The organism is Stenomitos frigidus ULC18 (assembly GCF_003003795.1).
Lineage (GTDB): Bacteria > Cyanobacteriota > Cyanobacteriia > Leptolyngbyales > Leptolyngbyaceae > Stenomitos > Stenomitos frigidus_A.
Genome location: NZ_PVWK01000062.1, coordinates 26,900 through 50,282 on the forward strand (window position 1 = coordinate 26,900; position 23,383 = coordinate 50,282).

The window sequence follows — 23,383 nt, forward strand, 5'->3', positions numbered from 1 at the left end:
TTTGAGGCTTGGCAACGCCCCAGAAAAGGCTTGACAGCTTACTGGTCAAGCAAGGCGAGTAACCGATTGGTTGATCCGTGGTCTACCAAAACGTTCCCAGGCGTTCCCGCCCCGCAGAAACAACTCAACCCAACGTACAGGCTCTCCGCCATCAGGAGAGGCCCAACCAGAGCTACCTGGAGCAAACGCAAGTGTGCCTTCAGCAACCTTAAAACTACCATCCGAATAGATTGCATCACTGACAACATCACCAATGCGAACCACGATTTTAGTTTCAGGCTCCAAACGAACAGTACTTGCTGGGATAGTGGTTTTGATATTGCCGTAGCCGTCGATCCAGGCAATGCGGTCAAGGGGCACGTCTGGGATTTGTGCAGGGTTGAGGGGTTCTCCCAAGAGGCTGAAGTCTTCCTGAGCAATGGCCGCAACCGCAGCAGGAAACACATCCCGTGAGCGAAACTGCGAGCCACCGCGAGAGACACTGACCGTTTGCAAAACCTTCGCATGTTGTTTGATGAAGGAAAGCGTATAGCCTGCGTTCACGCCCACGACTTTGACGTGGTTGGGTAACAGCGCATAGGTAAGACCTTCGCCTTCATTATTCTGCCTGGCTTCTGGATCATCCTGACGCGGTGCACAGTTATGGTATAAGAGGCGATCGCTAGGCCCAGGATTGAGACCCAGTTGAGCCAGCCAAAACCCTGTTGCCAGAGTACTGAAGGGCGGCACTGAAAGGGTCTGTACTTGCGCATTGGGCAGATCCATGAGAAGACGCTGTGTCACTTCAGCAAAGGCTGGATCGCCAGTCCCATAATCAGCAATGACGTAAATAAACATGCAGCGTTTCCAGCTAAAAGGAATGAGCCAATTGTCAGCAGGTAACGGTGATCATTTGACATGCAGACATAACGCTCACCAGCAGTCTAGGCGCGATCGCACTTGTGTGCAAGTTTCCGACACAACAGAACTGACACATGCTTTGCAAGAAATCGTGCTCCTGAATGCAAACTGAATGTTCAGAGGCTGTTTTAACAGGTGGGGCTTGCATCCCAAACCTGTAAGCGCGAAGCATTCGGTTAATAGACTTGTTGCCAAATAAAAGTACATGGAAGTGAGGCGGAGACTGACTTTCCCTACCCTCTTCCAGTGAAGCTGCTGCCAAATGGAAGTTCCATAGCCCAGCCGCTGTTAGCGTCAGACGGTCATTAAAATCAGGCACACGATTCCTGTAAAGGGCGGAGACTGCCTGCTATCGCTTTATCCCAGCATGGGCATGTACCCTACGGGAAGCAAGCTACACACTTGACTCGTTGTCGGCTACATGCTCGGTTCTCCTGCTGTTGCTGCTGACGCCACTCTTTGCCTCTCGGCTTTTTATGGGGTAGATGAATGTTGACAAATTCGTTCTGTAAGCCCTGAAAGCCTAAATCGCCCTCACCGCTCACCGCATCGGGAAGAGGCTCCACTCGCTCTTCCTCATCGAGTGGCCGTTTGTCATAGATTTTTCCAGCCCTGGCTTTCGTCAACACAAGCACTCGCTTTTGGCGGGTCGTGCCGGTGATGTGCTTACGAGTCTGCCGTTGCTTCTTGCTGGAGTCACACTCCTTTTGCTTCATCAACGCTCACCACCTTGACCGCAGGAAAGCACTGTAAAAACTGCTCGATACCCTCGATTTTACGTTCGGGCAACACCATCTTCTTGCCCAAGGCAGTTGCCAAAAGCCCTTGCAGTCGATGCACCCACCGATTGCTGCGACCGCGCGCTCGCTCAAACAACAACCCTAAAACAGCGAATGTCGGATCACACTTAAAAGAGCACAAGATGAAGCATAGTTTGGCTTCGAGGCTCTGTAAACGAGCTTGCCGTCCCCACCTTTGGCACGTTGGCGGGGTTTAGCGTCGCGCTCAAATTGTTCTTGATACACGACCTCCAAGACCGCACACAACTTGGCAAACGCTTTCCGATTGAGCCCAGTCAACGCCCGCAACAAGCGCTCATTCTCCAGCGCACGATCAATGTTGAGCATGGTCTACTGCTTCATCAGGGGATAGGACTCATTTACCTTATAAAGCAACAAGTCTAATGAACTGATGCTGAGTCTATCAAAAGAGAGGGCCGAAGTGTTTGCTCCGTTTCCAGTCTTCTTTGTGCCGCAGCGGCGTTGGCAGAAGGGGGCAGGGATGTTGGTGGGAGCCATCCTGTGTCCAGGCCAGCGCACGGTGAGTCGGGTGTTGCGGGTGCTGGGGTGAGGGCAAGACCGACACTATGGCAACTACTACCGGAGGTTGAGTCGCGTGGGGTGGAGCGGCTAAGCCGGGGGGCCGCTTCTGTTGGGCCTGCTTGGGGCGCTGTTGGTGGGCCACGAGGGGCTCATCATCGGGCTTGATGAGACCTTAGAGCGGCGCTGGGGCAAGCGGCGCTGGGGCTGGGGCCGCTATCGTGATGGGGTGCAAGCGAGTCACAAGCACACGGTCAAAAGTAGTGGGGTGCGGTGGCCGTGGAGCAGTCGGGTCTGGGGCTTGCCGTTTTTGAGCCTGCTCGTGCCCTCGGAATCGACGCCTCGAGGCCAGCGAGTCTACAAAAGCAGCCTAGACGGGGCGCTTTAAGCGGTGGTTAAAGCGCTCTTGGGTGTACGTCGGGGCTGGCGGCTTTGGCCATGCCAAAGTGGCCTCCCTTGGGCACTCCCGGCTTCTCCGACCGGCACTGAACCCAACTCCGGTTTGACGCCTTGACGCAGAACGCGAGCAGTGGAAGCAACTGCTCGCGTTCTCATTCTGATTGGCTAAAGTCGAGTCGAAGAAAGCCGAGGTCTTTCACTAACGCTTAGGCGGCCTCCCCCGTTTCCTTTGGCACACCCTTACTCAAAATCGTTATGACTATGATATAGTCGTAGCAGTCCTTAAGTTATCGGTCGTTGTGCGTACCGAACCAGTGCTGGGCTACCTTTGCCGCTTGTTCTGCGAACCTAATGCGCTGATAAAGATCAAGACGCACCCAATATACCCAAAAGATAAGGAGACTGTTATCTCATGACTCAAGAAGGATGCTTGCGCGTTGGGCAATCTGCTCCCGATTTCACAGTAACGGCTGTGGTTGATCAAGAGTTTAAGACGATTAAGTTGTCCGACTACCGTGGCAAGTACGTTGTGCTCTTTTTCTACCCGCTCGACTTTACCTTTGTTTGCCCCACTGAGATCACCGCGTTCAGCGATCGCTATGACGAGTTCAAGCAAATCGGTACTGAAGTGCTGGGTGCTTCCGTTGACAGCGAATTTTCGCACCTGGCATGGATTCAAACCGATCGCAAGAGCGGTGGCGTTGGCGACCTCAACTACCCGCTCGTTTCTGACATCAAAAAAGAAGTGAGCACGGCCTATAACGTTCTTGACCCCGATGCGGGTGTTGCTTTACGTGGTCTGTTCATCATCGATAAAGATGGCATTATTCAACATGCCACCATCAACAACCTTTCCTTTGGTCGTAGTGTTGATGAAACGCTGCGGACTCTGCAAGCGATTCAGTATGTGCAGTCTCACCCCGATGAAGTCTGCCCCGCCGGTTGGAAGCCCGGTGATGCAACCATGAATCCTGACCCTAAAAAATCGAAGGAATACTTCGCAGCGATATAGCGTCTGGCACTTCGCTATGAAGTGAGTCGCTCACTGTTAATTAAAAAGCGAGGGGTGAGCGTCTGCTCACCCCTCGCTTTTTAGAGGCTTATTTTTCCGTTTTTCGCCTTCAACAGATGCCTTCATTGCCCATAATCCAGGGTCAAAAATTCTAAAGCACTGAGAAACTCAACCACTATGCACTGAAAATGATAGGTTCCTAAAAGCACAAGTTAACTCACTCAGACCGGGGTCATCCTGGATGTCGTTTTTGGTGCGGCTCAACTGGCACTGCTCAACTGGCACTGCTCAACTGGCACTGCGCAAAGCCTTTGATTAGCCAGGATTGACCACACTGACCGGATGCCCCAAGTCATAGAGATAGGTTGCTAACGCATGGCCATAACATTGGTCGCAGCAAGGCAGGCAACCACCCGTCTTGCTGCGATGATTCTAAGGAAATAGAGAAGGCGGGGTGCTGATAATGAGCCACCGAAACAACTAATCCGCCCGACGTTGATTAGACAACAATTGGTAAGCGGACAGAAAGTCATGCGTACAGATTTGAATGGTGGATGGATCTATTGCACCTGCCGCTCGGTGGCGGCGAATTGCTTCTAACGCCGCCTGGTTGCTCAGAAGCGCCAGATCGGCTCCATTCCAGCCTTCAGTTTGGGTAGCCCAGCTAGTCAAATCTACGTCTGTTAAAGGTCGATCGCTATTGTGCACGTGCAAAATAGCCAGTCTTGTAGACGCATCTGGGAGATCAACTTTGAGTTGGAGGTCTAAGCGCCCCGCCCTAAGTAAGGCTGAGTCGATCGCGTCCGGTCGATTGGTCGCACCAATGAGTAAAACATTGAGACACTCCTGGAGTCCATCCAACTCAGTCAAAAGTTGCCCCACGACACGATCGCTTACCCCCGAATCACCGTTAAACTTGCCGCGCACTGGCACTAAGGTATCGATTTCATCAATAAACACCACGCACGGAGCCGCTTGTCGGGCTTTGGCGAACAGTTCGCGAACTTCCTGTTCCGCCGCACCCACCCAACGACTTAACAGTTCAGGCCCATTGACCGCAATGAAATTGGCACGCGCCTGGGAGGCAACCGCTTTGGCTAACAAGGTCTTACCGGTTCCTGGTGGTCCCCAGAGCAGAATGCCGCGTGGCGCTTTAGCTCCCGTGCGTTGATATAGTTCGGGATACAGCAACGCTCCTTCGACTGATTCTTGTAGCGTGCGCTTGATGTCTTCTAACCCGCCGATTTGATCCCATGAAAGTTTGGGTGACTCAACTTCGACCGATCGCAGCACTGATGGCTTCACTTCTTTGAGTGCTTGTAGAAAGTCAGGTTGGCTGAGTGTCATGTCATCAGGAATGGCTCCTTGCAGCGAGGGTACCTGGCGACGTAGAGCACTGTAAGCGGCTTTCTGACATACCGCTTTGAGATCGGCACCCACCATACCCACCGTCAAATCAGCCACTATTGCCAGATCTACTGTGTCATCCAGCGGCATGGTACGGGTGAGAATGGTGAAAATTTCCAGGCGTCCATCGCGATCGGGCACGCGGAACTGCACTTCGCGATCGAACCGACCGGGACGACGCAGGGCTGGATCAAGATGATCCGGGCGATTGGTGGCGGCCAGAATGATCACACCCTTAGTTTGAGCGAACCCATCCATTAAGCCCAATAGTTGTGCCACCAGGCGTTTTTCGACTTCGCCTTCCACCTTGCTGCGATCGGGCGCGAGACTATCAATCTCATCAATAAACACAATACAGGGAGTCGCTTTCGCTGCTTTTTCAAAAATCCCACGCAGACGGGCTTCCGCTTCACCGTAATATTTACCCATCACTTCTGGGCCGACGATCGCGATGTAGTTCACCCGCAGTTCTTGCGCCAAGCCGCGTGCTGTCAGCGTTTTTCCCGTTCCTGGCGGACCCACCAGCAGTACGCCTCGTGGTGGCTCCAGCCCCAGTTTTGCCAGTAGATCGGGACGCTTCAGGGGAATTTCGACTAGCTCCCGCAGCTCATTAAGCACCTCAGACAACCCACCCACATCATTGAGTGGCACCAACGTGTTGCCATCGCTAACTGACGGTGGTGTAATGACAACATCATCACTTGATACAGCCGTTGCGCTGCTTCCTTGTGCTCTTGAGTCTTCTGCGCCTCCTGTTTCTGTGCGCATCCGGCTTACCCCGATACCACTCGGTATGTTGCCCTGTCGGGGAATGCTGCTCAGGTTGCGGGCGTTAATCTGAATGTTGGTTTTCAGTTCGCCCTTTTCCGCCTTTTCTTCCAAGGCTTTTGCCAGCTCTAGCAGTTGCTCAAAGCCTTTAAATATGTCGCTCATCCGATCCTCGTTCCTGACGTGTGCAGGATAGCTGCGGTCTCAATCTGGGTAGTCTGTGCATAGCGTGACTGAATGCTGCCCCAGTATGCCCAAAACGATGAACCAATTCGACTCGCTTCAGCTTGCAATGTTTAGTGGTAAAGGTGGAGTCGGCAAAACGACCCTTGCCTGTGGCTTTGCGCGACGGTGGGCACAGCAGTTTCCTAACGAAGCCATTTTGCTGCTGTCTACCGATCCGGCGCATTCTCTGGGCGATGTGCTGCAAATGACCGTTACAGATGTCTCCCACGCGGCTGCAGACTTGCCTAATTTGCAGGTGCGAGCGCTGGATGCTGAAACCTTATTGCAAGCCTTCAAAAGCGATTACGGCAACGTTCTCGAACTGTTAGTGGCACGGGGTAGCTTTGTGGACAACGAAGATCTAACCCCCGTTTGGGATCTCAGCTGGCCCGGACTCGATGAATTGATGGGCATCCTGGAGATTCAGCGACTCCTACGCGAACATGAGGCCGATCGCGTCGTGGTGGATATGGCTCCCAGCGGGCATACGCTCAATCTGTTTGGCTTGATGGATTTTCTGGATGAGTTTCTCAAAGCACTGGAACTTTTTCAGGAAAAACATCGCGTGATCAGCCAATCCTTCACCGGACGCTACGCCGATGACGATGCCGACGGTTTTCTACACAACATGAAGGCGGATCTAGTGGGTGGACGACAGCTACTACAGAATCAGGCTACCACTGCGTGTCTTGTGGTGGCGATCGCAGAACCCATGAGCCTGTTAGAAACCCAACGGTTTCTCACCGCGCTGGGAACACTGAAGATTCCAGTCGGTGGCGTCTTTGTGAATCGGTTGGTGAAGCCAGAAGTTGGGGGTCAGGAGTCAGGAGTCAGGAGTCAGCAAGGCTCCACGTCTTCTACCTCCGAGCCAATTCAGGACGCAAGCGACTCTACCCCACTTTCCACTCCTCACTATCGACTCCCTAGCCTCCTCGATCGCCTTGCTGAACAACAGCAACTGTTGACCAAATTCATTGCGCTGGCAGACCAGACGCCCCTTTTTGCGGTCCCGCAGCAGGTCAAGGAGCCGATGGGAACGATCGCGCTGGATCAGCTCTTGACTCAAATTCAGCCAGCGACAGTTGAGGCAGACATCATCACGGCACCGCACCTGCACATACCAGACAAAATTTTGCCTGGTTTTGGAGACTTTGTAGCTGAGGGACGGCAACTTATTTTAGTGGGCGGTAAGGGTGGCGTGGGCAAGACGACAGTGGCTGCAGCGATCGCGTGGGGTATGGCAGAACGGCATCCCGATCGTAACGTGCGGGTGATTTCCATTGACCCCGCCCATTCACTCGGTGATGCGTTTGGGCAGCCGTTGGGGCATCAACCCGTCGCTTTGACACCGAACCTGAGCGGTCAAGAAATTGATGCGGAACAGGTGCTCGATCAGTTTCGGCAGGACTATCTGTGGGCATTGGCGGAGATGATGAGTGGTGAAACGAGTGATGGCGACACGACGCTCAAGCTTGCCTATGGACCCGAAGCCTGGCGCAAAATAGTCTCTCAGGCGCTCCCTGGCATTGATGAAATGCTGTCACTGGTGACGGTGATGGAATTATTGGAATCGAAGGTGCAAGACCTGATTGTGTTGGATACAGCTCCCACAGGTCATCTGCTGCGCTTTTTGGAAATGCCATCTGCAATGGGCGACTGGCTTGCCTGGATCTTTAAGCTGTGGCTGAAGTACCAGGATGTACTGGGGCGCACCGACCTGATGGGAAGACTGCGAACACTCCGCCAGCGCGTGATGCAGGCACAGAAACAACTCAAAGACCCCAAATATACAGAGTTTATTGGTGTCATCCAGTCACAAGTGACCATTACGGCGGAAGCCCAACGGCTGGCTGAAGCACTGACCAAGATGGGTGTGGCTCAACACTACATTGTCCACAACCGCTTTGCACCGGGTCAAAAACTAACGGAAGGGCTCTTCTCGGATCAAACGATCGTGCACTTACCGGGCTTACCGCGCTCGATTTCACCGAGCGATCACATCAAAATGGCAGCAAACTTGTTGTTCTAACATCGAATAGGAGACGTTTGGGAGTCAATGGATATCTCCGTTACATAAAACAATCTGCAGATTAAAACGTTGATGGCTCCATAGGGGTTCCGGGGAGTTAAGTAAGTAGGTTTTCCAGCAAAGCGCTGAGTAAGGTTTTGCCTCGTTTTTTGCGTTATGAACGAACTCAAAAAAGCCCAAGTACAACGGTAACTTTGCTTGAGAATGCCCTTAATGCGGACGCAGCCAGGAACGGAAGAGCGACCAAAAGCCTTCCATAGTGTTGACATGGACTTCACAAAAGCCGTCGTCACCTCATCACGGGCATATTCACCGGCACCTGATTTTAGCGGAAGAACTCATTCAGCCAGAGCTAAATCAAGGGCTCTATCATCACATCCTTGCCACCACGGATCTGGATCGTTAGCTTGCCATTGCCCCATTTTGCTGCTGAAATACCCCACATGCCCCCTCAAAAAGCTGCGGTTGGTAGGGTGGTTCTGGATGACTCGTCGTTTTCTCCCAATGGCGACTCTCCCATAGTGCAGTGTGGAGAGTCATTGACAGACCATTTTTGAGACCAAAAGGCGGTCTGTAGAGGGGATAGTGCATGAATGGAGCTTGGTGATGGAAGCTTGGAAAGTTCGATACTGCGTCGAGAGTGTGCCAGTTAAGGGGTGAAAGCATCGAGGTTGGGGCGATCGCTCAAACTTAAACATTGGTTGAGTGCTTCCAAAGCGAGGCCAGTTCCATTAAAAGCTCGCAATGTGAAAGTTAGAGGCGAAACTGCTGAGGCCGCTCTTTCGCCTGTAAACTAAAGACAGATGGAGCTAGTAGATTTGTCGAGCGTCAAACAGCTTTTTCAACCAACGGGTTCTACCACTCCATAAGGCCGCACACCAATGCAGGAGCAGGAGCTTGTGATGTTACAGATCCCCCCACCCCCTTCCATTACGCCACGTCAAATGAACTTGCTGCGCATTGTTGCAGCTATGGCTTGGTCTGATGGTCATCTTGCCGCTGAAGAAGTGACTCTCATGCTGGAGCGCCTGAGCCGCATTTTCTCAACCAACGCCGCACAGCAAAAAGTACTGCAGCAAGAGATGCGCGAGTATTTGATGCAGCATCTGCCCCTTAGTGAACTGGTGTCTAAACTAGAAAGCGATGCTGAGCGAGCACTCGTTTTGCGTTTAGGTTATGAAGTTATTTGCTGTAGTGCCCGCACACCCTCTGAACCCACCATCAATGCAGAAGAGGCTGCTGCTTATCAAACCTTGGTGCAGCTTTTAGGGCTGTCACCTGAGACGGTACGGCAGATTGAAGCGGCAGTCGCTGCTGAAGTAAATGCACCAAAAGGGATAGCGGACTGGCTCTCCCATACGCTCGAAGACTTTGTGCACCAGTAGTGGGACTTGAGTTGCGATTCAAGGGTGTCAAGAAAAGGTTTCAATGGCAGGCTGTTGAAAGCCTCTCGCAGCAGCATTAACTATTGGCCTAGAAGTGGTATCAAAAAAGGTTGCTTTTTAACACTACTCCAAATGTTAAAAAGCAACGGACATGGTACATGACAACGGTGTCTTTTTAACATTTGGCAGTGGTCAGACACCGCTCAACCTGGCGTTAGTCTGAGTTTCCATGGAGATTGATGCGTCCATAGCCCAGGAATTGACCACGATTGTCTGCTGCTTCAACGGGATAAGCCGTAACGCCAAACTCATACACACCACTCCAGGAAGGATTTGCCCTCACTGGAATGGCGACCGTTACAGTACTATCGGGTGCCACCAGCTGCTCAAAGACGATCGTGACTTCACCGGGATTGGTCGGTTGTTCGCCACCGACGCTGGCTAAAGGAATGGCAGGGTCTGCGGCGAATCGTCCACCCTCAAACGCTTGGCTTTTACCAACATCAAACTGTACGGTCTCAACGTTGAATGCCTGGGCGATCGTCACCGCCTTAAGAGAGAGACTGTCCGGCAGCAGCAGGCAGGCTCAACGTAAATTCGTAGGTCTAGGGAGTCTATGCCCCTAACTGAGAGGCTGCCACATGTACTAAGAGTGGTGGGTGGCTAACGACCCCAATCACCCGCCGCAGAAAACCTCGAACGCCTAACAGTCAACCTCTCAACGGTCGGTGTGCATTGGGATTGTTAGACTGTCAGTATCTCATCCACGGCGCGCCGCCTCAATGATGGCGATGTCAATCTTTCGCATCGTCATCATCGCATTGAACGCGCGCTTGGCGGCCGCAGGGTCGGGATCGGTGATCGCTTCCGTCAGCGCCAGTGGCGTGATCTGCCACGATATTCCCCATTTGTCCTTGCACCAACCGCAGTCACTCTCTTGTCCGCCATTGCCGACGATCGCGTTCCAGTAGCGATCCGTTTCGGACTGATTGGTGGTTGCGACCTGAAACGAGAACGCCTCGTTATGCTTGAACGCAGGTCCGCCGTTGAGACCGAGGCAAGGAATGCCCATTACGGTAAACAAGACTGTCAACACATCTCCTTCCTTCCCCGACGGAAAGTCCCCTGGTGCGCGTTGCACAGCGTCAACGGAAGAGTCTGGAAAGGTAGCAGCGTAAAACCGTGCCGCGTCCTCGGCGCTCCCGTCATACCAAAGGCAAACCGTGTTCTTTGCTATCTTTGTCATGTCACTTCTCCATTGAGCTTGGAATTAATGATTCCAAAGACTTGGGTGCATCGTGCTGGTTAACGTCTGCTCTAACCAAGCACGAAATGATTTTCTTGAATTCGCCTTTCAAACTATTTCATTGAGTGCAAGCCAAACATGTTGCCTTCAGAATCTATAGCTAAAGAAATAAAGCCATATTCGCCAATAGACATTTTAGGCTTTTGGATACGCCCCCCTGCTGCTTCGACTTTAGATTCTTCGACTGCACAATCTTCACATGAAAAATAAATCAAAGTACTATTTCCACCAGCTTTAAAACCTTCCATTTTGACAAGGGCACCGCTAGCACCATACTTCTCCATGTCCGACGGAAATGACAACATTTCGATACTGGTATCATTAGGGTCACCCAATACATCCAAATTCACACTAAGCACGGATTCGTAAAACTGCTTAGCTCTAGCTAAGTCATCTACATAGATTTCAAACCAGGCTACAGGATTATTTGCCATGAGATTTTTCCTCAATAATTACTAATTTGCTCAAGTTTGTGAAGTTAATATAGCGGTTTTCACTTCTATGAAGTACACCCTACACCCTACACCCCACACCCTGCCTTAAGCAGGCGTACCTCATCTGAATGAGAATTGCTATAGCGCAGTTGACTAATGTATGGAAACTGCGTCCAGTCAACTCTTTTATTCATCTACAACTATTTTAAAACCACCAAAGATCAAGCGGCTTCCGTCGAAAGGCGTTATTTGATGTAGGTACTGCAACCACAAAACCACAAAACCTTCGATGTATTCCATTACCGCCTCCTGAAAGACATAATTTGGCTTGCCCTATTTCCTTGGATCTAACAGCACGGAGATTCCGCCTAGGCAACACATAGAGCGTCAAAGCAGATATGATATGCCGACACCCAACACAGAACAAGAGTACTATAAAATCAAGGATCTATCCACCTAACCATCTGTCAAGATTTGCAACAGAAGGGTACAAGCTTCTCAGGGGCTGGAATTTTGCGCAGGCATCAGTCTAACAACTGATTAGACGGAATCTTTCCGCAGATCCACCCCAAAACAGGCGGATCCACCCCAAATTAGCTAGATCGGCGGAATCTTTCCGTATAGTACGTCGATCAGGATGGATCGACAGAAAATTTCCGCATAGCTTCAGATCTGTACGGACTCCTGTTCAAGTATCATTAAATACATAATTTATTCTTGCGGCTGGTCTGCTCATGGAACCGCGTCCCAGGAAGCTTTTAGACCAACTGCGAGATGTCATTCGGCTCAAGCATTATGCCTACCGGACTGAGGAAACCTACGTGCAGTGGGTGAGGCGCTTTATCCTCTTCCATGAAAAGCGGCATCCGCGTGAGATGGGGCGAGCAGAGATTGAGGCCTTTCTGACGCATCTGGCGGTGCAAGAGCAAGTCGCTGCTTCCACTCAAAATCAGGCACTCAATGCCATTCTCTTTCTGTACCGAGCGGTCTTGAAGCTGGAAGTGTCTGAGGTGAAAGCGATTCGGGCAAAACGCACCCAGTATCTTCTCACTGTCCTGACCAAAGCAGAGGCACAGGCTGTCATGCAACAGATCTGTGGCGTTCAGCAGTTGGTGGTGAAGTTACTGTATGGCAGTGGACTGCAATTGTGTGAAGGGTTGCGCTTGCGCGTTAAGGATATCGATTTTGCCCAACAACAGATCCTCGTGCGAGACGGTAAGGGCAGTAAAAGTCGCGTCACAATGTTACCAACCAGCGTGAGCGAGGAACTCTGCGATCATCTTGTAAGGGTTAAGCGTCAGCATCAGGAAGACTTAGGGCAAGACTTTGGCGCCGTAACGTTGCCTTATGCCTTAGATCGCAAGTATCCAAAGGCAAATCGAGGCTGGGTATGGCAGTTTGTATTCCCCTCCAGTCAGATTGCCAAAGATCCACGTGGTGAATTGATGTGTCGGTATCACCTGCATGAGTTCCATTGGTGCCAATTTAGATGTCGGTAACGGACTCACCCTGCCGTCCTTCTCCACACTCATCGAAACTATGCGCACCAAGGAGAACGCTTACAACAGCGCCCTTTCCAACCTGGATAAACTCTACCAAGAAATGCTAGAAACCGAGCGCGAATTGTCAGATATGGCAGAACATATGCTGTTGGGTGTTGCCACCAAATACGGCAAAAGCTGTGTGGAATATGGCATGGCAGGCGGCGTTCCCAAAAACCAGCGTGGCAAGGGCTTGCGCGGCGAATCGTCCACATCCAGTTCTGAACAACCGTCCAAATAGTCACGGCAGCGCTACCAGCACCACGAATGGTAAGACAGGCGCCACAATGACTTAGGCTGGATCTCATTTCATAGACCACAAGACCTGCTTTCATGCAATAGGCGATCGCCGATCGTCAAATCAGATGATGGGCGATTGCTGTTCTGCTTGTAGCGATCACCGAAACCATGCTTCTGTAAATCAGACAACGCCGCGAACTAGACAAATTTTGTGGGTTTAGATACAACCGACATCGCGTTGATGCGGAAGTATCGAGGTTGCGTTTTTGGAGGCGATCGACTATGGCGTTTTCGCAGATTCCTGTGATTGATCTTGGTGGGTTGCGATCGCCCGACTTGAGCGATCGCAAAGCCGTTGCTGCTGAGATTCGCCACGCCAGTCATCATGTTGGCTTTTTCTACATTGCGAATCATGGGATTCCAGCAGAGGCGATCGCGGCCACCTTCGCCCAAACCAAGCACTTTTTTGATCAGCCATTGGCAGTTAAAAATACGGTTTCCATCACACAATCACCCATTTCACGAGGGTATGAAGCGATCCGACAACAAGCGCTTGATCAAATTCCTGATCTCAAAGAAGGGTATTACATTGGGGTCGATCGGGGAGCCGACGATCCGCTAGTGCAGACTGGTACACCGAATCATGGTGCGAACCAATGGCCTACCAATTTACCGGGATGGCAGGAGCCGTTGGAAGCGTATTTTGCCATGATGCAAACGTTGGCTTGCCAATTGATGGGTGCGCTGGCACTGTCGCTAGATCTCGATGAACCGTATTTTGATGGCATGCTTGACCACGCTATGTCGGTCTTGCGGTTGCTACACTATCCACCGCACCCTGTCGATGCAATGACCGATCAGCTGGGCTGTGGTGCCCATACCGACTGGGGTGGACTCACCATTCTGCTGCAAGATCAGGTTGGTGGGTTAGAGGTTTGCAATGCTGATGGCAATTGGATTAAAGCAGAACCCATTCCAGAGACGTTTGTGATCAATCTGGGCGATATGATGGCGCGCTGGACGAATGACTATTACCAATCCACACTGCATCGAGTGATCAATCGATCGGGCAAAGAGCGCTATTCCATGCCCTTCTTTTTTGATCTTAATTACCATGCGCTGGTGGAATGTTTACCCACGTGTCAGGGAGCCACAAATCCACCTAAATACCCACCCATCACGGCTGGAGAACACATTATGGAAATGTATCGCAAAACCTATCAAGTAACGGCAGCGATCGCCTAGCGTATGGGTTCGATGCTGGTCAAGATTGATGCACAGCTATTTGATGATACTCGTTCCCGTTTTAAGCTAACGCATGGTCATAAATCAGTAGAAGACCCAAATTAAACTGAGAATCTCTCAACGCCGTCAGCCAGCAGCCAGCAGCCGTCAGCTTTCAGCATCAAGCGTATGCATTCACTACGTCCGCTTACTTCGAGTCCTAAAGCATGAGTGAGCTGAACCTAGCCATTTGCCACGATCGACGCCTGGCTGACCGCTAACCGCTGACCGCTAATCGCTGACTGCTGACCGCTGACCGCTGACTGCTGACCGCTCCAACGCTTTAGCACCAGCAAGCAACGCCAGAGACTGTGAGGTATTTAACAATGCAGACAGAGCCCACCCCCCTACATGCAATGAATCCGCTGTGCCGCTTTTCCGATCGCGCGGAAGATTATGCCAAATACAGACCCAGTTATCCGACGGAGGCCATTACTGCGGTGCTGTCCGGGTTGGGTGAGCCCGCACACTTAACGGCTGCTGATATTGGAGCGGGGACAGGCATTTCGGCACGATTGCTGGCCGATCGTGGTCTCCATGTCTGGGCGATCGAACCCAACGCTGCCATGCAACAAGCGGCTCTCTCGCATCCACGCGTGACGTTTCAAGCGGGGACTGCCGAAGAGACAGGTTTAGCGGCAGAGGCGATCGATCTGGTGACGTGCTTTCAGTCCTTTCACTGGTTTGAGCCAAGCAAAAGCTTGACTGAGTTTCGTCGCCTTTTGCGAACCTCCGGCCGATTAGCACTCATTTGGAACGATCGTGACCAGAACGATCCGTTTACGGCGCAATACACCCAACTGATTCGCGTTGCGTCTGATCAACATCCGGCTGAGAGCTGTCACATCCGGACAATGGAAGCCCAATCGCTGGCATCCAGTTCGCTGTTCCAAAATTTTCGTCATCACAAATTTACCTACCGCCACCCCGTTGACCTGCAAGCGCTCATTGGCCGCGTCCGAAGTACCTCTTACCTGCCTCAAACTGGCGCCATCTATGAGCAGCTAGTCGCTGACATTACCCAACTGTATGAGCAATGGATTCAGGAGACGGGCGCGATCGATCTAGTACACCGCACGATCGTCTTTCTGGCTGAACGGGGTGAGGAAGGAGGTTTTGAGTTTTGAGTTTTGAGTTTTAGCCTTTAGCCTTCAGCCTTTAGCCTTCTAAACACTAACCGCAAAGCACTGGCCTTCCCACTCCCCCCTAATTTCCCTGTAATCCGATGTAATAATGTGGGTTTGTATTGTATTCGCTAGTGTTTGTTTGTATGATTAATCGTTGTCAAACAAGCTACACTATCTCGACCGACTAACCGCACAAGAAGGAGACATGGAATGACCGTCCGGCCGCATAAGCCCAATCCGTTGGGTGCCTTAATTCACCAAATTACAAATAAGTTTAGGTTTTCTTCATTCAGGCGGTTTATCTCCCTCATGGTTGTGGGAGTGGTGCTGAGTGCAGCGATCGCGTCTTGCTCGTCAGGCAGTAATACTGGTACAGCTCCGGGCACCTCTGGTAGCGCTAGCCCTGTTGCCGATCAGAAAAAGGATGTTGAACTGACGCTGGTGGGCTATGCCATCCCCAAAGCTGCTCATGACGCCATTATTCCGAAGTTTGTCGAAAAATGGAAGGCAGAGCACGGTGGTCAAACGGTGACCTTCAGGCAAAGCTACGGCGGTTCTGGCACTCAAACTCGCGCCATTATTGACGGTCTGGAAGCGGATATTGCGCATCTTGCCTTAGCCGCTGATACTGGCAAACTGGTGAAGGCTGGTTTTGTGAGCGCCGACTGGGATAAGAAGGTGCCCAACAATGGCATCGTAGCGAAATCGGTCGTGGCGATCGTGACCCGCGAAGGCAACCCCAAACAGATCAAGACCTTCTCAGATTTGACCAGAGACGACGTGAAGTGGATCACCGCTAACCCCAAAACATCTGGCGGGGCTCGTTGGAATTTCCTTGCTGTTTGGGACTATGGGCTGAAAACCACCAAGGATGAGGCTAAGACCAAAGAGTTTGTCACCAAAGCCTTCAAGAATGTGGCCGTACTGGCGAAAGATGCAAGGGAATCGACGGACTCGTTTGCTAAACAGGGCCAGGGCGATGCGTTACTAAACTACGAAAACGAAATCATTCTCGCGAAGAGCAAGGGCGAGAAAGCAGAATACATTGTGCCTGAAATTAATGTTTCGATCGACACTCCAGTTTCCGTGATTGATAAAAATGTCGATAAGCATGGCACCCGTAAAGTGGCTGAAGCGTTCGTGAACTATCTGTTTACGCCAGAAGCCCAAGCAGAGTTTGTGAAGCTTGGCTATCGACCGCTGGATGCTGCTACTGCCAAAACCAAGGAAAATGCCGATAAATTCCCACCGGTGAAGACACTCGGAACCATCAAAGATTACGGCGGCTGGAGCGATTTCCAGAAGAAGTTCTTTGAAGACGGTGCGATCTTCGACCAGATCGAAGAGTCTGCTGGCAAGAAGTAGCGGTCAGCTATCAGCTGTCAGCCATAAGTACAAGCTTGACGTTCGTGGGGTCGATTCGCGTTGCTTATCTGTGGCAGGCTATAACGCCCCCATAGTCAAGGCTGGCACTCACAAATCATCCCCAGATGCAACGTCGGCTGACGCTACGAATTGATTGCTTAACGAGCCTTCGATCGGCACTCAAGGGGAAAGATAGCTTCCCCTTTTTCTTTGGGTCGTCAACTGTTTGGACATTAACCAGGTAAGGCTTTGAGCATGGATGTGACCGCCTGCATGCCAATGAGCAGCACCAGCGCGCCTGCTGCCAAAATGCCCAAAGGTTGTAGGGTTGCCTGAAGCTGTTTTAGCTTGCGCTCCAGATCGCTCTCGTAATAAACCGCTAGCTTGCTCAGCATGGCATCCACATTACCCGTCTCTTCGCCTGTACGGAGCATTTGCAGTGCGAGTGGTGGCAGTTTTACAGTCATGCTCTGGCTCAACGTTTTTCCTGCCTGAATTTGACGGGAGGCGATCGTCAAGCTCTTTTGCAACTCCACATCAGGGATGTGCGATCGCAACAACTCCAATGCTTGCAGCAGTGGCACTCCACACCGCAGTGGTAACTCCAGTTCGGTGAAATAGAGGAGCGAGCGTGCCTCAGCAATCCCTTTGAGAAACGGTACGGTTGCCATGAACTGCTGCCTCGCTCCAGCACCAATAATCGCGGACAGATGGCCCTTAAGTAGCAAGCCAACTGCCACGATCGCAACCAGTACCCAAAAAACGGGTTGAAACACAAAAGCAGTGCTGCGTGTGATGAGTGCGATCAGCAACGCCACACCAGCGAAGGCAATGATGACGGCAGACACCATCACGGCATTGTAGAGCTTTTGCCGCCTGTGCTGAGTTTCCGCCGCGATCGCGAGTCGCTCAAAGGTTTCCGCCAAGGCTCCACTGTATTCGGCTGAACGAATGAGGGCGATCGTCCAGGTATCAAAGTAGGGCGATCGAGTCTTGAGAGCATCAGCCAGCTCGTGTCCTGCTTCAACTTTGAGGCTGGCTTCTTTTAGCGATCGCTGCAAGTTGGCGCTGCAATCCCTCCCAGCCATGCCCAAACTCTGCTGCACTGGAATGCCCGCATTCAACAAAGCCGCAAACTGATGAAAGAACCGAGCTGTTTCCAACATGGGGAAAGGAAAAACTTTGAGTTAAGAATGAAGAGTTTTGAGTTGGAAGTATTGAACTCAAAACTCAAAACTCAAAACTTTCTAATATTCCGGTACGGAGGAATCAACTTCTCGGCTCCAGGCTGTGATGCCGCCTTTAACATTGATGCCGTCAATGCCTGCCTGTTCTTTCAGGATGCCGATCGCTTTCGCCGATCGGCCACCCAGTTTGCAGTGAACCACTAGCTTGTGCCCATTGAGTAGATCTTTCACCTGACTCACGCCAGCACCATTCTCAATGTCAGGTAGTGGGATCAGTACTGCACCAGGGATTTTGGCGATCTCGTATTCGTGAGGATTCCGCACATCCAGCAGCACATAATCATCCGCATCGCTGTCGAGCAACTGCTTGAGTTCTTGGACTGTCATTTCTTGCATACCAGCTTGTTCCTTTGCTTCAGCGGCTTTTGCCTGGGGAATCCCACAAAATTCTTCGTAATCAACCAGCTTTTCAATCACAGGACGCACCGGATTGGGGCGCAGCTTGAGCTCCCGGAAGCTCATTTCTAGTGCATTGTAGAGCAGCAAACGACCACTCAATGTTGTGCCCTGACCTAGAATGATTTTGACAGTTTCTGTTGCCTGAATGACGCCAATAATCCCTGGAAGAATGCCCAGCACACCGCCTTCTGCACAGGAAGGAACCAATCCCGGTGGGGGTGGTTCGGGATAGAGGTCACGATAGTTCGGGCCGCCTTCGTAGTTGAAGACGGTTGCCTGACCTTCAAACCGGAAGATGGAGCCGTAGACGTTTGGCTTGTCGAGCAACACGCAAGCATCGTTGACCAGATAACGAGTGGGGAAGTTGTCGGTACCATCGACGATGATGTCGTAGGGTTTGAACAGCTCCAGCGCGTTTTCAGAGGTGAGTCGCGTTTCGTAGAGGTCTACCTGGCAGTAGGGATTGATTTCGAGAATGCTGGCTTTGGCAGACTCAATTTTGGGTTTGCCAACCCAGGACGTACCGTGAATGACCTGACGCTGCAGGTTAGAGAAATCGACGACATCGAAATCGACGATGCCAATGCGTCCAATGCCAGCAGCGGCAAGGTAGAGCAGGAGTGGAGAACCCAGCCCGCCTGTACCGATGCAAAGCACGCTGGCAGCTTTGAGCCGTTTCTGACCGTCTAAGCCCACTTCTGGGAGGATTAAGTGGCGGGAGTAGCGTTCGTACTCTTCTTTTTCGAGCTGAATGGTGTTGAGATTGGGATTGAGCATGGGAAGAAAAGCTAAAGGACGAAGGCTAAAGGATAAAAAGCTGGAACCTGGTTGCTGGATGGCTTCACATTCGAGCCGTTTCAGCAAGCTGGATGACTTCGGGTTCAAAGGATTGCTGGTCGTTGAGCGTCCAACTGCGGCAGTCTTTGGCAGTGCCTTGCTCAACGGAGACAATTAGATAGGAATACTGTGACCAGGCAAGCGCACGATCGCACTCGGATGGTATTGCCGGATAATCGGGATGGGAGTGATAAATACCAATAATCTCTAAACTGCGCCGACGCGCCTCGCGCATCCCTGCCAGCATGTCTTCAGGTGCAATCCAGTAGCGGCGAGTTTTGGTCAAAGCGGTGTTGTCGTTGAGCTCGTTTGCGGCGTCTACAGTCCACAGGTTCGAGACTTCATAGACGTCATGCACCGCTTTTTGGTCTGCTGCGATCGTGCCCAGCAACAAACCACAGCACTCTTCAGGATAGGTGCGTGCGGCATGGGCTTTGACTGCCTGCAGATGATCAGCGTGGAGCGTCAGAGACACAGAAGGATGCAATGTTGGGCGACAGACTTCTTATTCTAGGACAAAAGATGGAGAGTAGGGGAATCGAACCCCTCACCTCTGCGGTGCGATCGCAGCGCTCTACCAACTGAGCTAACTCCCCAGGCAATCATTCAACTCGCTTTGCCATCTTATCATTCACCCGTCCTACACCGCTTTTGGTGCCGTTGCCATTTGCTCATAGAGCTGCTGTATGCGATCGAGTTCCAGATCAGAGAGGTAGTCTACCGCCCAGTTTGCGCGGCGCTGAAGCATGTGAAACGGATAGGTATTGGCAACACCAACAACGGGAATGTGGGCTCGTTTCGCGGCTTCAATACCGGCAAAGGTATCTTCGATCGCCAGACAGTCTGACGGTTTGAGGTGGAGGCCAGGATTAAGCTGATTGAGGCGATCGACGGCTAGCAGATAGCCATTGGGTTCTGGTTTGCTGGGAAGACGGTGGTCGCCAGAAACGATGACTGGAAAATGCTCACTTAGCTTTAGACGCTGCAGCACCAACTCAATTTCTACTTGCAGTGCGCCACTGACGATCGCCAGTTTCAGCCTGGCTGCCCGGAGCTTAAAGAGCAAATCTTCTAGCCCTGGATAGACGGGTAGCGTTTCCAGTTGGTCTAGCTGGTCTTTGTAGAGCAGTGCTTTGCGGGCAATCAGCTTATCCGCATAGTCGTCAGTGACTACACGCCCTCGCTGCTTCAGTAAATCGACAATGCAGGCGCGATCGTTTCGCCCCAGACAAAACTGACGGAACTCTCCTGGCTTGGGTCGCAAGTTTTCTTCCAGCAAGAGTTGGTTGATCAGTTTTTCGTGGAGTGGCTCATCGTTAATGATGATGCCATTGAAGTCGAAAAGAACCGCTTTCAGCATTGCGTACAGGTGAGGAGTAAGGGGTGAGGAGCGTTAAGCTCCGTCGCGCTAGACGATCTATTCTCTAACAACTACCCGCTAAGCACCAGCAACTCTCTGATCAGCCCATAGCCCACTGTCGATCGCCTCTCTCACCATCCGCCACTGACGCAAACTCAACCGACTGATACGGCAACGGTTTGACGCCAAGCGTGATCTGGTGCAGCCACCACAGCTCTTGGGTATGTACGGCCTCAAAGCGAGCGGCACCCATCCAGGCATCCACACTACCGCCAGCGTAGGCCTGAATGTAAGGCTCTTCAAAGATCTGTGTCAGCCATTCTGTTTGACGCAGCATCTTTTGATTCCCGTCTAGAATCGCGACTCCGCCACCCACTGTGAGCAAGCGATAGCTCTCTTGCAGAATGGCTTGGGAGGCAGTAGGAGGCGTTTCGTGGAAAAGGAGTGACGCGGTTACCAGATCGAAAGAGGCATCAGGGAAGCCAGTCTGTTCAGCATTCCCGTGCCGCCATTGAATGTCTAAGTTTGCTTGTTTGGCTTTGTGCTCAGCGACGACCAGCATATAGGGTGATAGATCTAACCCAATGACCTCTGCGTCGGGAAACTGTTGTTTGAGCAATAGTGTGGTAGACCCTGTGCCACAACCCAAATCCAGAATTCGGCGCGGTTTTGACTGAATCGCATCCAGCAAGCCTTGGCGCACCAGGGCTTCACCTGGAGGTAAGGCATATTGCGTGATGGGGTCATAGGAAACCGCCGCGCTAATGTTCAAGTAGCCCCCTTCAATCCCGTGAAAGTTTTGGCTACTGTAATAGTTTGGGTAGATGAGCCCTGGGTGGCTGAGTCGGTTGCTGGCAGACTGCCAGTCGATGCTTTCGTAAAAACGCCGAAGCTCATCCTGGTCGATGAGAAAAGTCTTGACAACGGGAGCAAGAAAACGCTCGAAAAGGGTGTCTTTGCGAACTGCCATAGGGGTTCTCAGGGTTTCTTGGTGGCTTGGGTGAACGACAATCGAACCAGTTGCCTCTAAAGTCTAATCAATATCAACAGCAAGTGCCGTTTGAGGGATGACAGCGCCGTTTCTGCCACGCTATAAAAAACAGGTCGCAAGCAGCCTTACGTAGGGATGCAATGTCTTGCGTGTCCTACAGGGTTAAGAAACCACCTCAAACGTCCTTTGAATGAAGGTCATGTCCATGACGCGATCGCGCCGTTTGTTACTCTTTCAAACCGTGTTGCTCCTCGCTACCATTAGCGCTACATTGCTGGCTTTTGGGGTGCGACCTGCGAGTTTTGCTGTTGAAACCGCTCGCAGCGCCGATCGCTTTGTGGATAGCATTTGCGTGGGCACGCATTGGAGTTATCCTGACACACCCTATGGTCAGCGCTATGAGGAAGTGAAGCAAAAACTCATCGCGTCGGGCATTCGCAATGTGCGGGATGGCTTTTACCAGAGCCGTCCACAAGACTTGGGCAAAAGCGGCATTCGGACGACGATCGTGGCCGATGTACCCGATCGCTCCAATGGTGATGAGAAAACGATTCAGGCGATCGTCAACCAGATCAAAACCGCCAACGCCGCCGGAGCCAGGATTGACGCGGTAGAAGGTTCGAACGAACCAGATTTATTCTGGATTCCCTCTCGGTTTGACAAACAGTATAAAGGACAAGGCTTTCCCAAGGGCGTGATTGCGTTTCAAAAGGATTTGTACACTGCGATCAAGCGTGACTCAAAAACGGCATCACTGAAAGTCATTGGGCCTTCATTGGGTATGACTTACGATCCGGGTGGCGGCAACCCCAACCCACTGCCCAAAGGAAGCCTTGCAAATGCCGTCGATTGGGGTAACTTCCATCCCTATCCCGGTGGCAACCCATTCAGCTTTCCTTTTGACTACAACACCACAGCGAAATACTACTGGAATAGCAACTTCCCCTCCATCAACATTGACGAATTTCCCTACAACTTCGACACCTACAGTCCGCCGTTTCAGCCCAAGCCGATGGCAACAACCGAAACCGGTTATTCAACGTTTAAGCAATGGGTGTCCGAGAAGGTGCATGCCAAATACATGCCACGTCTCTTTCTCGAATTTTTCCGCAAGAACGTGCAGCGTACCTGCTCCTATGAGTTTGTAGACGAATTTGCCGATCCTCAGAAGACAAAGCGCGAAGCGAACTTTGGTCTGTTGCGTCACGATCTCACACCCAAACCTGCTTACAACGCCGTCAAGAATCTGATTGCTCTACTGCGCGATCCAGGAGCGAACTTCACGCCGAGTGGACTCGCCTACTCGCTGGACGTGCGCCCCGTGCAAAACTACCGCGAACCCTTGTCAAAACGCGTTGCCAATTACGATCGCACTCAATATGTCCATCACGTCCTTTTGCAAAAGCGCGATCGCACCTTTTATCTGGTGCTTTGGCACGAGGTTTCCAACAACGATACCAGCGTCCAGCCACCCCGCGAGATTCAGCCGCCCGCACTGCCCGTCACGCTTAAATTGGGTCAGCCCATCCGCACGGTTGCCATTTATGCGCTGGGCGAAGATGGTCGCCTGACTACCACACCCACCCGCCTGACCAGTAACCAACTGACGTTAAACGTGCCCGATCGCGTGGTCATTGTGAAACTCGTACCAGCTTAATTGCATGACTACCGACATCCCATCGCTACAGCAACGTGCGCTGCTCATCCATCAACGACTCTGTGTCGAGTACGGTTGCCCGATCGCTTACTTCCACAGCTTTGATCCGCTGAGTGAACTCGTGTCAACTACGAGGTTATGATGCTGCATG

The 23,383-nt window shown here is 51.8% G+C and carries 25 protein-coding genes and 1 tRNA gene; 11 read left to right on the forward strand and 15 right to left on the reverse strand.

Features of this window, described 5'->3' with window-relative positions; genetic code table 11:
- Positions 1–45: 45 nt before the first annotated feature.
- The 4 genes from C7B82_RS11285 to C7B82_RS33750 form a co-directional block, all read right to left on the reverse strand.
- A complete protein-coding gene (locus C7B82_RS11285) occupies positions 46–837 on the reverse strand; it encodes an SAM hydrolase/SAM-dependent halogenase family protein (RefSeq protein WP_106256397.1) in 792 nt (263 codons plus the stop codon).
- 443 nt (positions 838–1,280) lie between these two features.
- Positions 1,281–1,616 carry a transposase family protein gene (locus C7B82_RS33740; RefSeq protein ID WP_245939833.1) on the reverse strand — a complete coding sequence of 112 codons (336 nt, stop codon included), beginning with the start codon at positions 1,614–1,616 and terminating at the stop codon, positions 1,281–1,283.
- Complete coding sequence (locus C7B82_RS33745; protein ID WP_342761310.1) at positions 1,597–1,776, reverse strand: hypothetical protein; 180 nt, start codon at positions 1,774–1,776, stop codon at positions 1,597–1,599. The genes C7B82_RS33740 and C7B82_RS33745 overlap by 20 nt, the downstream gene beginning before the upstream one ends.
- Before the next feature lie 5 nt (positions 1,777–1,781).
- Positions 1,782–2,027, reverse strand: a complete 246-nt coding sequence (locus C7B82_RS33750) for a hypothetical protein (protein ID WP_245939835.1) — start codon at positions 2,025–2,027, stop codon at positions 1,782–1,784.
- Positions 2,028–2,091: 64 nt separating this feature from the next.
- Between C7B82_RS33750 and C7B82_RS32220 the strand changes: the two genes are divergently transcribed.
- Positions 2,092–2,250, forward strand: a complete 159-nt coding sequence (locus C7B82_RS32220; protein WP_181357450.1) for a hypothetical protein — start codon at positions 2,092–2,094, stop codon at positions 2,248–2,250.
- Positions 2,251–3,030: 780 nt separating this feature from the next.
- Complete coding sequence (locus C7B82_RS11305; protein WP_106256399.1) at positions 3,031–3,630, forward strand: peroxiredoxin; 600 nt, start codon at positions 3,031–3,033, stop codon at positions 3,628–3,630.
- Between the two features lie 480 nt (positions 3,631–4,110).
- Here C7B82_RS11305 and C7B82_RS11310 read toward each other — a convergent pair whose 3' ends face one another.
- Positions 4,111–5,970, reverse strand: coding sequence for an AAA family ATPase (locus tag C7B82_RS11310; protein ID WP_106256400.1), 1,860 nt, complete (start codon positions 5,968–5,970; stop codon positions 4,111–4,113).
- A gap of 97 nt (positions 5,971–6,067) precedes the next feature.
- Between C7B82_RS11310 and C7B82_RS11315 the strand changes: the two genes are divergently transcribed.
- Entirely contained in the window at positions 6,068–8,059 is a 1,992-nt protein-coding gene (locus C7B82_RS11315) for an ArsA family ATPase (RefSeq protein ID WP_219904285.1), read from the forward strand.
- Between the two features lie 402 nt (positions 8,060–8,461).
- Here C7B82_RS11315 and C7B82_RS31475 read toward each other — a convergent pair whose 3' ends face one another.
- Complete coding sequence (locus C7B82_RS31475; protein ID WP_181357451.1) at positions 8,462–8,599, reverse strand: hypothetical protein; 138 nt, start codon at positions 8,597–8,599, stop codon at positions 8,462–8,464.
- 362 nt (positions 8,600–8,961) lie between these two features.
- Between C7B82_RS31475 and C7B82_RS11325 the strand changes: the two genes are divergently transcribed.
- A complete protein-coding gene (locus tag C7B82_RS11325) occupies positions 8,962–9,444 on the forward strand; it encodes a tellurite resistance TerB family protein (protein WP_106256462.1) in 483 nt (160 codons plus the stop codon).
- A 214-nt stretch (positions 9,445–9,658) separates the two neighbouring features.
- Here the strand turns inward: C7B82_RS11325 and C7B82_RS11330 are convergent, their stop codons facing one another.
- The 3 genes from C7B82_RS11330 to C7B82_RS11340 form a co-directional block, all read right to left on the reverse strand.
- A complete protein-coding gene (locus tag C7B82_RS11330) occupies positions 9,659–9,991 on the reverse strand; it encodes a DUF2808 domain-containing protein (protein ID WP_245939836.1) in 333 nt (110 codons plus the stop codon).
- Between the two features lie 213 nt (positions 9,992–10,204).
- Positions 10,205–10,690, reverse strand: coding sequence for a VOC family protein (locus C7B82_RS11335; RefSeq protein WP_106256401.1), 486 nt, complete (start codon positions 10,688–10,690; stop codon positions 10,205–10,207).
- Positions 10,691–10,803: 113 nt separating this feature from the next.
- On the reverse strand, positions 10,804–11,184 hold the full coding sequence (locus C7B82_RS11340; RefSeq protein ID WP_106256402.1) for a VOC family protein: 381 nt from the start codon (positions 11,182–11,184) through the stop codon (positions 10,804–10,806).
- Positions 11,185–11,918: 734 nt separating this feature from the next.
- On the opposite strand from C7B82_RS11340, the gene C7B82_RS11345 reads away from it, so the two are divergent.
- From C7B82_RS11345 to C7B82_RS11365, 5 genes are all read left to right on the forward strand, one after another.
- Positions 11,919–12,683 carry an integron integrase gene (locus C7B82_RS11345; RefSeq protein WP_106256403.1) on the forward strand — a complete coding sequence of 255 codons (765 nt, stop codon included), beginning with the start codon at positions 11,919–11,921 and terminating at the stop codon, positions 12,681–12,683.
- On the forward strand, positions 12,649–12,966 hold the full coding sequence (locus C7B82_RS11350; RefSeq protein ID WP_106256404.1) for a hypothetical protein: 318 nt from the start codon (positions 12,649–12,651) through the stop codon (positions 12,964–12,966). The genes C7B82_RS11345 and C7B82_RS11350 overlap by 35 nt, the downstream gene beginning before the upstream one ends.
- A 281-nt stretch (positions 12,967–13,247) precedes the next feature.
- Entirely contained in the window at positions 13,248–14,210 is a 963-nt protein-coding gene (locus C7B82_RS11355; RefSeq protein WP_106256405.1) for an isopenicillin N synthase family dioxygenase, read from the forward strand.
- A 365-nt stretch (positions 14,211–14,575) separates the two neighbouring features.
- On the forward strand, positions 14,576–15,376 hold the full coding sequence (locus tag C7B82_RS11360; protein WP_106256406.1) for a class I SAM-dependent methyltransferase: 801 nt from the start codon (positions 14,576–14,578) through the stop codon (positions 15,374–15,376).
- A 210-nt stretch (positions 15,377–15,586) separates the two neighbouring features.
- Complete coding sequence (locus tag C7B82_RS11365) at positions 15,587–16,741, forward strand: sulfate ABC transporter substrate-binding protein (RefSeq protein ID WP_106256407.1); 1,155 nt, start codon at positions 15,587–15,589, stop codon at positions 16,739–16,741.
- A gap of 233 nt (positions 16,742–16,974) precedes the next feature.
- On the opposite strand, the gene C7B82_RS11370 is transcribed toward C7B82_RS11365, so the two are convergent.
- The 6 genes from C7B82_RS11370 to C7B82_RS11395 form a co-directional block, all read right to left on the reverse strand.
- Positions 16,975–17,907, reverse strand: coding sequence for a type II secretion system F family protein (locus tag C7B82_RS11370; protein ID WP_106256408.1), 933 nt, complete (start codon positions 17,905–17,907; stop codon positions 16,975–16,977).
- An 81-nt stretch (positions 17,908–17,988) separates the two neighbouring features.
- Entirely contained in the window at positions 17,989–19,164 is a 1,176-nt protein-coding gene (moeB, locus tag C7B82_RS11375) for a molybdopterin-synthase adenylyltransferase MoeB (RefSeq protein WP_106256463.1), read from the reverse strand.
- Between the two features lie 64 nt (positions 19,165–19,228).
- A complete protein-coding gene (locus C7B82_RS11380) occupies positions 19,229–19,699 on the reverse strand; it encodes a M67 family metallopeptidase (protein ID WP_106256409.1) in 471 nt (156 codons plus the stop codon).
- A gap of 48 nt (positions 19,700–19,747) precedes the next feature.
- Positions 19,748–19,820: transfer RNA gene (locus C7B82_RS11385), tRNA-Ala, on the reverse strand.
- 44 nt (positions 19,821–19,864) lie between these two features.
- Complete coding sequence (locus tag C7B82_RS11390; RefSeq protein WP_106256410.1) at positions 19,865–20,584, reverse strand: HAD family hydrolase; 720 nt, start codon at positions 20,582–20,584, stop codon at positions 19,865–19,867.
- 100 nt (positions 20,585–20,684) lie between these two features.
- Positions 20,685–21,554, reverse strand: coding sequence for a class I SAM-dependent methyltransferase (locus C7B82_RS11395; protein WP_106256411.1), 870 nt, complete (start codon positions 21,552–21,554; stop codon positions 20,685–20,687).
- A 211-nt stretch (positions 21,555–21,765) separates the two neighbouring features.
- On the opposite strand from C7B82_RS11395, the gene C7B82_RS11400 reads away from it, so the two are divergent.
- Together C7B82_RS11400 and C7B82_RS32225 are read left to right on the forward strand one after the other, a co-directional pair.
- On the forward strand, positions 21,766–23,232 hold the full coding sequence (locus C7B82_RS11400) for a hypothetical protein (RefSeq protein WP_245939837.1): 1,467 nt from the start codon (positions 21,766–21,768) through the stop codon (positions 23,230–23,232).
- Positions 23,233–23,236: 4 nt separating this feature from the next.
- Complete coding sequence (locus C7B82_RS32225) at positions 23,237–23,374, forward strand: hypothetical protein (RefSeq protein WP_181357453.1); 138 nt, start codon at positions 23,237–23,239, stop codon at positions 23,372–23,374.
- Positions 23,375–23,383: the final 9 nt, after the last annotated feature.

Excerpts from the sequence above, each read along its gene's own strand:
- moeB (WP_106256463.1), bottom strand. The coding sequence starts at position 19,164 with ATGCTCAATCCCAATCTCAACACCATTCAGCTCGAAAAAGAAGAGTAC.
- C7B82_RS11350 (WP_106256404.1), top strand. The coding sequence starts at position 12,649 with ATGAGTTCCATTGGTGCCAATTTAGATGTCGGTAACGGACTCACCCTG.
- C7B82_RS33750 (WP_245939835.1), bottom strand. The coding sequence starts at position 2,027 with ATGCTCAACATTGATCGTGCGCTGGAGAATGAGCGCTTGTTGCGGGCG.
- C7B82_RS11360 (WP_106256406.1), top strand. The coding sequence starts at position 14,576 with ATGCAGACAGAGCCCACCCCCCTACATGCAATGAATCCGCTGTGCCGC.
- C7B82_RS32220 (WP_181357450.1), top strand. The coding sequence starts at position 2,092 with ATGCTGAGTCTATCAAAAGAGAGGGCCGAAGTGTTTGCTCCGTTTCCA.
- C7B82_RS33740 (WP_245939833.1), bottom strand. The coding sequence starts at position 1,616 with ATGAAGCAAAAGGAGTGTGACTCCAGCAAGAAGCAACGGCAGACTCGT.
- C7B82_RS11310 (WP_106256400.1), bottom strand. The coding sequence starts at position 5,970 with ATGAGCGACATATTTAAAGGCTTTGAGCAACTGCTAGAGCTGGCAAAA.
- C7B82_RS11315 (WP_219904285.1), top strand. The coding sequence starts at position 6,068 with ATGAACCAATTCGACTCGCTTCAGCTTGCAATGTTTAGTGGTAAAGGT.
- C7B82_RS11325 (WP_106256462.1), top strand. The coding sequence starts at position 8,962 with ATGTTACAGATCCCCCCACCCCCTTCCATTACGCCACGTCAAATGAAC.
- C7B82_RS31475 (WP_181357451.1), bottom strand. The coding sequence starts at position 8,599 with ATGACTCTCCACACTGCACTATGGGAGAGTCGCCATTGGGAGAAAACG.
- C7B82_RS11355 (WP_106256405.1), top strand. The coding sequence starts at position 13,248 with ATGGCGTTTTCGCAGATTCCTGTGATTGATCTTGGTGGGTTGCGATCG.
- C7B82_RS11335 (WP_106256401.1), bottom strand. The coding sequence starts at position 10,690 with ATGACAAAGATAGCAAAGAACACGGTTTGCCTTTGGTATGACGGGAGC.
- C7B82_RS11370 (WP_106256408.1), bottom strand. The coding sequence starts at position 17,907 with ATGTTGGAAACAGCTCGGTTCTTTCATCAGTTTGCGGCTTTGTTGAAT.
- C7B82_RS11285 (WP_106256397.1), bottom strand. The coding sequence starts at position 837 with ATGTTTATTTACGTCATTGCTGATTATGGGACTGGCGATCCAGCCTTT.
- C7B82_RS11395 (WP_106256411.1), bottom strand. The coding sequence starts at position 21,554 with ATGGCAGTTCGCAAAGACACCCTTTTCGAGCGTTTTCTTGCTCCCGTT.
- C7B82_RS11365 (WP_106256407.1), top strand. The coding sequence starts at position 15,587 with ATGACCGTCCGGCCGCATAAGCCCAATCCGTTGGGTGCCTTAATTCAC.
- C7B82_RS11390 (WP_106256410.1), bottom strand. The coding sequence starts at position 20,584 with ATGCTGAAAGCGGTTCTTTTCGACTTCAATGGCATCATCATTAACGAT.
- C7B82_RS11340 (WP_106256402.1), bottom strand. The coding sequence starts at position 11,184 with ATGGCAAATAATCCTGTAGCCTGGTTTGAAATCTATGTAGATGACTTA.
- C7B82_RS11305 (WP_106256399.1), top strand. The coding sequence starts at position 3,031 with ATGACTCAAGAAGGATGCTTGCGCGTTGGGCAATCTGCTCCCGATTTC.
- C7B82_RS32225 (WP_181357453.1), top strand. The coding sequence starts at position 23,237 with ATGACTACCGACATCCCATCGCTACAGCAACGTGCGCTGCTCATCCAT.
- C7B82_RS11345 (WP_106256403.1), top strand. The coding sequence starts at position 11,919 with ATGGAACCGCGTCCCAGGAAGCTTTTAGACCAACTGCGAGATGTCATT.
- C7B82_RS11400 (WP_245939837.1), top strand. The coding sequence starts at position 21,766 with ATGAAGGTCATGTCCATGACGCGATCGCGCCGTTTGTTACTCTTTCAA.